The organism is Heyndrickxia coagulans DSM 1 = ATCC 7050, assembly GCF_000290615.1.
Classification (GTDB): domain Bacteria; phylum Bacillota; class Bacilli; order Bacillales; family Bacillaceae_C; genus Weizmannia; species Weizmannia coagulans.
In genome coordinates, this window is the sequence record NZ_ALAS01000200.1 from 1 (window position 1) to 613 (window position 613).

1 protein-coding gene is annotated in these 613 nt (G+C 47.5%); it reads right to left on the reverse strand.

The window, feature by feature from the left end:
• Positions 1-613, reverse strand: a 613-nt coding sequence (locus tag IC21_RS10185; RefSeq protein WP_035180867.1) for a UPF0236 family transposase-like protein, incomplete at both ends; no start/stop codon positions are given.

Genomic DNA, 613 nt, shown 5'->3' on the forward strand with positions numbered 1-613 from the left:
TTCCGGCACGTTTTTCACCCTGTCTCTCCAGTCAAAAATGCGGTCCCAGTTTTTCAAGATATACGAACGGAATTCCTTGATTTTCTTGAGGGCCTTTTTATCCGTCAAGGTGCTTTCGTGCGTATCCAAATATAACGTGAATTGGTCTAGGTCATGCTTTCTAATCGCTTTTCTAATCTGCTCCTTGATCTCGCTCTTTCCGCCCCCAAATGTCCTTACAATGGCTTGTGCAACGTGGTAGGTATCCAGCTGGTTGAGCACCGGGAATTCCGACTGTGAGAATGCTGTTTGAAACCGTTCAGCTGTGTACCCAGCACCTCCATCACTGTTTGTAATGACATGCGCTTTTTCGAGGGAATAGGTGTTGGCAGCTGTGGCTTGGACTTCATCCCAAAATGTCTGAATGTCTTCCGTCGTCATGATGACTGTGGGCTGACGCAGGGAGACCCTTTTTCCATTGGTTTCCCAACCTTCATAGAGAATGGCATGGTGGACTTCCATACCCTGTTTCTTTTCCAGTCCCCGGATGAATACGCCATCTGCTTCGGAAAACAGGTAGTCTACCTTCTTCCCATCAGGCAGTGAAGCAGCTATTTCCATCTCTTCTACAAGG